The organism is Bacillus cereus group sp. BfR-BA-01408 (assembly GCF_022663305.1).
Taxonomy (GTDB): Bacteria; Bacillota; Bacilli; order Bacillales; family Bacillaceae_G; genus Bacillus_A; species Bacillus_A pacificus.
The window spans coordinates 33,020-40,534 of the sequence record NZ_JAKUFF010000042.1; the positions used below are offsets into that span (position 1 = coordinate 33,020).

The window sequence follows — 7,515 nt, forward strand, 5'->3', positions numbered from 1 at the left end:
TTATTGTGATAACTCTACTTCTTTTATTCTCTCTTTCATTCTTGCTTTATCACGATCTAAAATCTCTTTTAAATACTTACCTGTATACGAGCGCTCTTCTTTCACTACTTGCTCTGGCGTTCCGGAAGCAACGATTTGTCCACCTTTGTCTCCGCCCTCTGGTCCAAGGTCAACGATATAATCCGCTGTTTTAATCACATCTAAATTATGTTCAATTACAAGTACCGTCTCACCGCTCTCAACAAGACGTTGCAACACTTCTAGCAGACGTGCGATATCATGCGCATGTAAACCAGTCGTTGGCTCATCTAAAATGTATAATGTACGACCTGTAGAACGACGGTGTAATTCAGAAGCTAATTTCACACGCTGTGCTTCACCACCAGATAACGTCGTTGCTGGTTGCCCTAATTTCATATAACCAAGTCCAACATCTACAAGCGTTTGAAGTTTACGCTTAATTTTTGGGATATTAGCGAAGAACTCTACCCCATCTTCAATCGTCATCCCTAACACTTCAGAAATGTTCTTATCTTTATATTTCACTTCTAACGTTTCACGGTTGTAACGTTTACCATGACAAACTTCACACGGCACGTATACATCTGGTAAGAAGTGCATTTCGATTTTAATAATTCCATCACCACGGCATGCTTCACAACGTCCACCTTTTACGTTAAAGCTGAAACGTCCTTTTTGATATCCGCGCACTTTCGCTTCATTCGTTTGGGCAAACACATCACGAATATCATCGAACACACCTGTATAAGTCGCAGGGTTAGAACGTGGTGTACGACCGATTGGTGATTGATCAATATCGATTACTTTATCTAAATGCTCAAGACCTTTAATCTCTTTATGCGTACCTGGCTTCGCTTTCGCTTTATATAACTTTTGCGCTAACGATTTATATAGTACTTCATTAATCATCGTACTTTTACCTGATCCAGATACACCTGTTACCGCTACAAACGTACCAAGCGGGAATGACATTTTCGCGTTCTTTAAGTTATTCTCCTTTGCACCGACAATTTCCACTTTTCGTCCGTCACCTTTACGTCTTTCAAGTGGAACTGGAATAAACTCTTTACCGCTTAAATACTTCCCTGTTAGCGAATTCTCATCTTGCATCACTTCAGCTGGTGTACCTGCTGATACGACTTGTCCACCGTGAATACCTGCGCCAGGCCCGATATCAAGTAAATAATCAGCTGCCATCATCGTATCTTCATCATGCTCAACAACAATTAACGTATTACCTAAATCACGCATTTCTTGCAATGTACGAATAAGACGATCGTTATCGCGCTGATGCAAACCGATAGAAGGCTCATCAAGAATGTAAAGTACGCCAGTAAGACGAGAACCAATTTGCGTTGCTAAACGAATACGTTGCGCCTCACCACCTGATAAAGTTCCTGCGGCACGACTTAACGTTAAATAATCTAAACCGACGTTCACTAAGAACCCAACGCGCTCCTGAATTTCTCTTAAAATTAAATGAGCAATTTTTTGTTGTTTCTCTGTTAGCTCCACACTTGAGAAGAATTCCTGTACTTCTTGAACAGAATATTTCGTTACATCAGCAATCGTTTTTCCGCCAACGAAAACAGCTAAACTCTCAGGTTTTAAACGTCCACCTTTACACTTCGGACAAGCTTGTTCTGCCATATACTTTTCCATTTGCTCACGAATGTAATCAGAACTCGTTTCGCGATAACGACGTTCAATATTTGGAATAACACCTTCAAATAAAATCTCATTTTCCTTTACTTGACCAAATTCATTTACATAGCGGAAATAAACTTTCTCTTCACCGCTTCCGTACAACACTTTATCAAATAAATCTTTCGGTATATCTTTCACAGGCACATCCATATCAACGCCGTAGTGATTACATACAGATTGTAAAAGCTGTGGGTAATATTGTGAACTTGTCGGTTCCCAAGGCGCAATCGCATGTTCATTTAATGATAAATCCCAGTTCGGAATAACAAGTTCTAAATCTACCTCTAGCTTTGAGCCAAGTCCATCACAAGAAGGACATGCACCGAACGGACTATTGAATGAGAACATACGCGGCTCTAATTCTCCGATTGAAAAACCACAATGCGGACAAGCATGATGCTCACTAAATAGAAGTTCCTCTTCTCCCATAACATCGATTAACACTCGTCCCCCGCCAAGCTTTAATGCACTTTCAAGTGAATCCGCAAGACGGCTTGCGATTCCTTCTTTTACAACAATACGATCTATTACAACTTCAATGGAATGCTTCTTATTTTTATCTAACGCAATATCTTCAGACACATCAAGCATTTCACCATCAACACGTACACGAACATATCCTTGCTTCTTAATATCTTCAAGTACTTTCACATGTGCACCTTTACGGCCAGAAACGATAGGAGCTAACACTTGTAATTTCGTACGTTCAGGATATTCAAGGACGCGGTCTACCATCTGCTCTACTGTTTGTGATGTAATTTCAATGCCATGATTCGGACAAATTGGCGTACCAATTCGCGCAAATAATAAACGTAAATAATCATAAATCTCCGTTACCGTTCCAACAGTTGAACGCGGATTACGACTCGTCGTTTTTTGATCGATTGAAATTGCTGGTGACAATCCTTCAATCGTATCTACATCCGGTTTATCCATTTGTCCTAAAAACTGGCGTGCATACGCAGATAACGATTCTACGTATCTACGCTGCCCTTCTGCATAAATCGTATCAAATGCTAATGATGATTTCCCCGAACCAGACAATCCCGTTACAACGACAAGCTGATTTCTCGGAATGGTTACATCAATATTTTTTAAGTTATGTGCTCTAGCACCTTTTACAACGATAAAATCCTTGCTCTTACTCACTCTTTTCACCCTTCCGCTTTTAATTCTAATAGTAAATCTCTTAATTCAGCTGCACGCTCGAAGTCTAACGCTTTTGCTGCTTCTTTCATTTCTGCTTCCATCTTCGCAATTGTCTTTTCACGCTCTTTTTTCGTCATCTTCTTAGCTGGCGTTGCTTCATACGTTTCTGTTTCTTCAGCAGCTGTCGTTGCACGAATTACATCACGCACACCTTTTTGAATCGTTTTTGGCGTAATACCATGCTCTTCATTGTAAGCTTCTTGTATACTACGACGACGCTTCGTTTCTTCAATCGCAATTTCCATCGATCTCGTTATGCGATCTGCGTACATAATAACGCGGCCGTTTTCATTACGTGCTGCACGACCGATTGTTTGAATTAATGAACGTTCTGAACGCAAGAATCCTTCCTTATCAGCATCTAAAATAGCTACAAGTGATACTTCTGGAATATCTAACCCTTCTCGTAATAAGTTAATACCGACAAGAACATCAAACTTACCAAGACGAAGATCCCGAATAATTTCAATACGTTCTAATGTTTTCACTTCAGAATGCAGGTAATTCACCTTAATCCCTACATCTTTTAAGTAGTCTGTTAAATCCTCTGACATCTTCTTCGTTAAAGTTGTAATTAATACACGTTCATTTTTTGCAATGCGATCTTGAATCTCTCCTAATAAATCGTCAATCTGCCCTTCAATTGGTCGTATATCAATTGGCGGATCTAAAAGCCCTGTTGGACGAATAATTTGTTCTATTACTTCTGGCGACTGCTCTAATTCGTACGGTCCCGGTGTTGCTGAAACGTAAATAACTTGATTCGTTTTCTCTTCAAACTCATCAAATGTGAGCGGTCTATTATCTAAAGCTGATGGCAGACGGAATCCATGATCCACAAGCACTTGCTTACGCGCTTGGTCCCCGTTATACATCGCTCTTACTTGCGGCACTGATACGTGCGACTCATCCATAACGATTAAGAAATCTTTCGGGAAATAGTCTAATAACGTATACGGCGTTGCCCCCGCTGGACGGAGTGTTAAATGACGGGAATAGTTTTCAATACCTGAACAAAAGCCCATCTCGCGCATCATTTCTAAATCATAACGTGTGCGCTGCTCTATACGCTGCGCTTCTAACAACTTGCCGTTATCATTTAATTCCTTTAAACGCTCTTCTAGTTCTTTTTCGATATTTTCAATAGCGACCTTCATTTTTTCTTCACGTGTAACGAAGTGAGATGCTGGGAAAATTGCTACATGATCACGTTCTGCTAATACTTCCCCTGTTAACGCATTTACTTCGCGAATACGATCAATTTCATCACCGAAAAACTCAATTCGGATACAATGCTCGTCAAGTGATGCAGGGAAGATTTCAACTACATCTCCGCGCACACGGAATGTACCGCGCTTGAAATCAATATCATTACGTCCATACTGCACATCAACAAGTTCACGAAGCAATTGATTGCGATCCTTCTCCATACCAACTCGAAGTGAAACAACTAACTCGCGGTATTCTTCTGGAGAACCTAAACCATATATACACGAAACACTCGCAACGATAATTACATCATCCCGTTCAAATAATGCAGACGTTGCCGAGTGACGCAATTTATCAATTTCATCATTAATCTGTGCGTCTTTTTCAATAAACGTATCTGTTTGCGGCACATACGCTTCTGGTTGATAATAATCGTAATAACTAACAAAATATTCAACTGCATTATTTGGGAAAAAGTCCTTCAACTCACTATATAACTGTCCTGCTAACGTTTTATTATGAGCCATGACAAGTGTTGGCTTTTGCACTTCTTTAATGACATTTGAAATCGTAAATGTCTTACCCGTTCCTGTCGCTCCAAGCAACACTTGCTTTTTCTTTCCGCTATTAATTCCCTCTACAAGCTTCTCTATAGCTACCGGCTGATCACCTTGCGGGGAATACGCTGAGACAATTTCAAATTGACGTTCCAAGAAAATCCGACCTCCTCATAAAAATCTGTATTATTATTTTACCACGAATGCCTATAAAAAACCTAAAAAAACGAACAGATATTCGGTAAAGTTTTCGACAATATATAGAAAAAGGAAGGAGAGTACACTTCCTTCCTTATCAAATCTTCTTCCGCATGAACAAACAGTAAGCACCACACTGATTAAGATTCCACTTCATTTAAAATCAGCTCTTTTTCCTACTGTCATCCTCTCCTATACAAAACTATTGGCATACTAAAAAAGCTACTTTCCCCTAAGAAAGTAGCTTCTTGTTCCCTTTCTCCTTCTTTGGAAAAAGAACATATGAAAATGAAATAACTGCATCCACTAAAAGTATAATCGCCCAAACTTGGCTAACCCGACTCGCTGCTTTATTTAAAACAATTCCCGTTTCTAACCAATTATGCCATTGTTCAACCGGGGCAAGACCGTACAGAAAGAAAAAGAAAATATGCACAACAACAAACAAACTAAGGTGCAATACCCAATTTTTTATTTCTTGCTTCGCATAAGCCATACCTGTTAATTCTACCTGTTCTTCTATAATAGGCGCCGGCTCATTCCGCCATTTCGCAACTAGCTTTTGCGCAAATATATCAAGCTTCTTCAAATCCTTTTTCCCGTAAAAGACTGCATACAATAAAATGATTACAGTAATGATTTGAAAGTTAGAGAACTTTCCTGTTTGATAGTAATCCACTACTCCTAAAATTAAAATAAACACTTCATTTATAAGTAGTACAATCCCCATAATAAAACTCGTCTTTTTCAAACGAAATCCGTAACGGAGTAAAAAGAAACCGATAGCCGATAACCAAAATACAATCTCTGCCCCAATTAAAAAATACCAACGATATTCTGCGAGCATACTCATTTATCCTTCTCCTTTTCATCATAAATACGACAAGCTTCATCCATATATAATAAAAGTTCTTCTTCGATTGGATACATGCTCATTTTCTGTGAATCTTCTTTCGATTTTCTAACTTCCCATAACTTATCTAAAAACGCTTCGTCACCATTAGCCATTTCTAAACACTTCTGCATTAATCTCTTCGTTGCCCCTTGTACCTCATCATTTGCAGCTTCTTTACCATCTTTCATAAAAGTGCGAAATTGCTTTAATAAATCTACCCACTCTAAAACATTCGGATCTTCTTCACTCATATTCGGCAAATTCTGAAGCAATTTTTGTTCTTCCTTTGAAAACACTTCATTTTGGAATATTTCACGTATACGAGGAGACTGTTTCGAAAGCTGAATTAATTCAAACATAACTTTCCAATCGAGCTCTCCCTCTACATCTACCGAATAAACAACCGCTTGTAAAACACGCTCCATTCGATTAAATTTCTTTTGTTCTTCCTGTACAAATCGAAGTTGTTTTTCAAGAGAATTCTTTAAATCCAACTCACCTTTTACTAACATATTCGCAGTTTCTTTTAACGAAAATCCCATTTCCTTTAAAAATAAAATTTGTTGCAAACGAATAACGTCCGCTTCACTATATAACCGATGTCCACCCTCTGTTTTACCACTCGGCTTTAATAAATCTATTTGATCATAATAACGTAATGTGCGTACTGTTATCCCTGTTTCTTTCGTCAATTGTTGAATTGAAATCACTATCATCACCTCTTCTCCTTCATTATAAAAGATGACGTTACGTAACTTTCAAGTGTTTTGTAAAAAAAATACAAAAGGCTGTTTATACGCTTCGTATAAACAGCCTTTACGAAAATAACCCCTTTTGCACAGCACGACCACAAAATAAAATAAGTGCTCCGACAACAACGCTCGTTGCTGTTTTATGATAATGAGCTGAAACTAATAAATAATACGATAAACCTACAGTACCAAGCATAATACAAATACTCGGCACTGGATTATGAGAGAAGTTCTGCATTCCCCAAAACAAAGCAAAAATAGCTGTAGCGACACATAATACCGGTAATCCCATCCCAGTTCCCCTTTTTCTATCTATTCCTTGTTGCTAACACGCTCGTCGATGCCATACTTATTAATAGACCAAAAATAGCAATATATAATAACTCATTTACATGTACTACTGGCCTGTCTAAATATTTATTTACACAAAGATACATAATGAATAAGAAAACGAAGCTTGTCATAACTCCAGCGTAAATATTTCTTCCACCTTCACTCCAAAATATTTGGCGATTTTTAAGGATAACTCTAGACTCGGATTGTAATGATGGTTTTCAATCGCCACGATTGTCTGCCGTGTCACCTGCATCGCCTTTGCCATTTCAACTTGTGTTATATGATGTTGCTTTCTTAATTCTTTAATTTTATTTTTTACACCCATAGGCTCCACCTTCGAAAGTAAAGATATCTTTACTTTAATTATAAATATTTTCCAACTATAAGTAAAGATATCTTTACAAATTTTAGAAAAAACGTCTCATTAAACATCTACTCTAACAAAGTACAAAAGTAATTCAATTTATATCAGCGATTTTTCAAATATATCAGCGCAACTGAAATTATATCGGCGATTTCCCAAATATATCAGCGCAACTCCATTTATATCAGCGATTTTTCGAATATATCGACTTACCGACAAATACCGACATTCGTAGCAAGGTAAATATAAGAAAAAGCTGCCCCCAAA

General features: G+C 38.2%; 6 protein-coding genes and 1 pseudogene. All 7 read right to left on the reverse strand.

The window, feature by feature from the left end:
* The 7 genes and pseudogenes from uvrA to MR083_RS17120 all read right to left on the reverse strand — a co-directional run bounded on the left by uvrA (nucleotide 1) and on the right by MR083_RS17120 (nucleotide 7,209).
* Nucleotides 1-2,877: an excinuclease ABC subunit UvrA gene (uvrA, locus tag MR083_RS17090; protein ID WP_016718906.1), complete on the reverse strand. Its 2,877-nt coding sequence runs from the start codon at nucleotides 2,875-2,877 to the stop codon at nucleotides 1-3.
* A gap of 5 nt (nucleotides 2,878-2,882) precedes the next feature.
* Nucleotides 2,883-4,859: an excinuclease ABC subunit B gene (uvrB, locus tag MR083_RS17095; protein WP_000441061.1), complete on the reverse strand. Its 1,977-nt coding sequence runs from the start codon at nucleotides 4,857-4,859 to the stop codon at nucleotides 2,883-2,885.
* A 274-nt stretch (nucleotides 4,860-5,133) separates the two neighbouring features.
* Nucleotides 5,134-5,754: a hypothetical protein gene (locus MR083_RS17100; RefSeq protein ID WP_242269618.1), complete on the reverse strand. Its 621-nt coding sequence runs from the start codon at nucleotides 5,752-5,754 to the stop codon at nucleotides 5,134-5,136.
* Nucleotides 5,751-6,512 (reverse strand): MerR family transcriptional regulator, encoded by a 762-nt coding sequence (locus MR083_RS17105; protein ID WP_000635519.1) that lies wholly within the window; start codon nucleotides 6,510-6,512, stop codon nucleotides 5,751-5,753. The genes MR083_RS17100 and MR083_RS17105 overlap by 4 nt, the downstream gene beginning before the upstream one ends.
* A 100-nt stretch (nucleotides 6,513-6,612) precedes the next feature.
* Entirely contained in the window at nucleotides 6,613-6,840 is a 228-nt protein-coding gene (locus MR083_RS17110) for a hypothetical protein (RefSeq protein WP_000524120.1), read from the reverse strand.
* 16 nt (nucleotides 6,841-6,856) lie between these two features.
* A pseudogene (locus MR083_RS17115) lies at nucleotides 6,857-7,021 on the reverse strand (ATPase); the annotation flags it as partial.
* The gene (locus MR083_RS17120; protein ID WP_000538360.1) at nucleotides 7,009-7,209 is read right to left on the reverse strand and encodes a helix-turn-helix transcriptional regulator; all 201 of its coding nucleotides are present in this window, start codon (nucleotides 7,207-7,209) and stop codon (nucleotides 7,009-7,011) included. The gene MR083_RS17120 and the pseudogene MR083_RS17115, both read right to left, overlap by 13 nt.
* Between the last annotated feature and the right edge of the window lie 306 nt (nucleotides 7,210-7,515).

Coding starts and splice junctions, on each gene's coding strand:
- MR083_RS17100 (WP_242269618.1), bottom strand. CDS start 5,754: ATGAGTATGCTCGCAGAATATCGTTGGTATTTTTTAATTGGGGCAGAG.
- MR083_RS17105 (WP_000635519.1), bottom strand. CDS start 6,512: ATGATAGTGATTTCAATTCAACAATTGACGAAAGAAACAGGGATAACA.
- MR083_RS17110 (WP_000524120.1), bottom strand. CDS start 6,840: ATGGGATTACCGGTATTATGTGTCGCTACAGCTATTTTTGCTTTGTTT.
- MR083_RS17120 (WP_000538360.1), bottom strand. CDS start 7,209: ATGGGTGTAAAAAATAAAATTAAAGAATTAAGAAAGCAACATCATATA.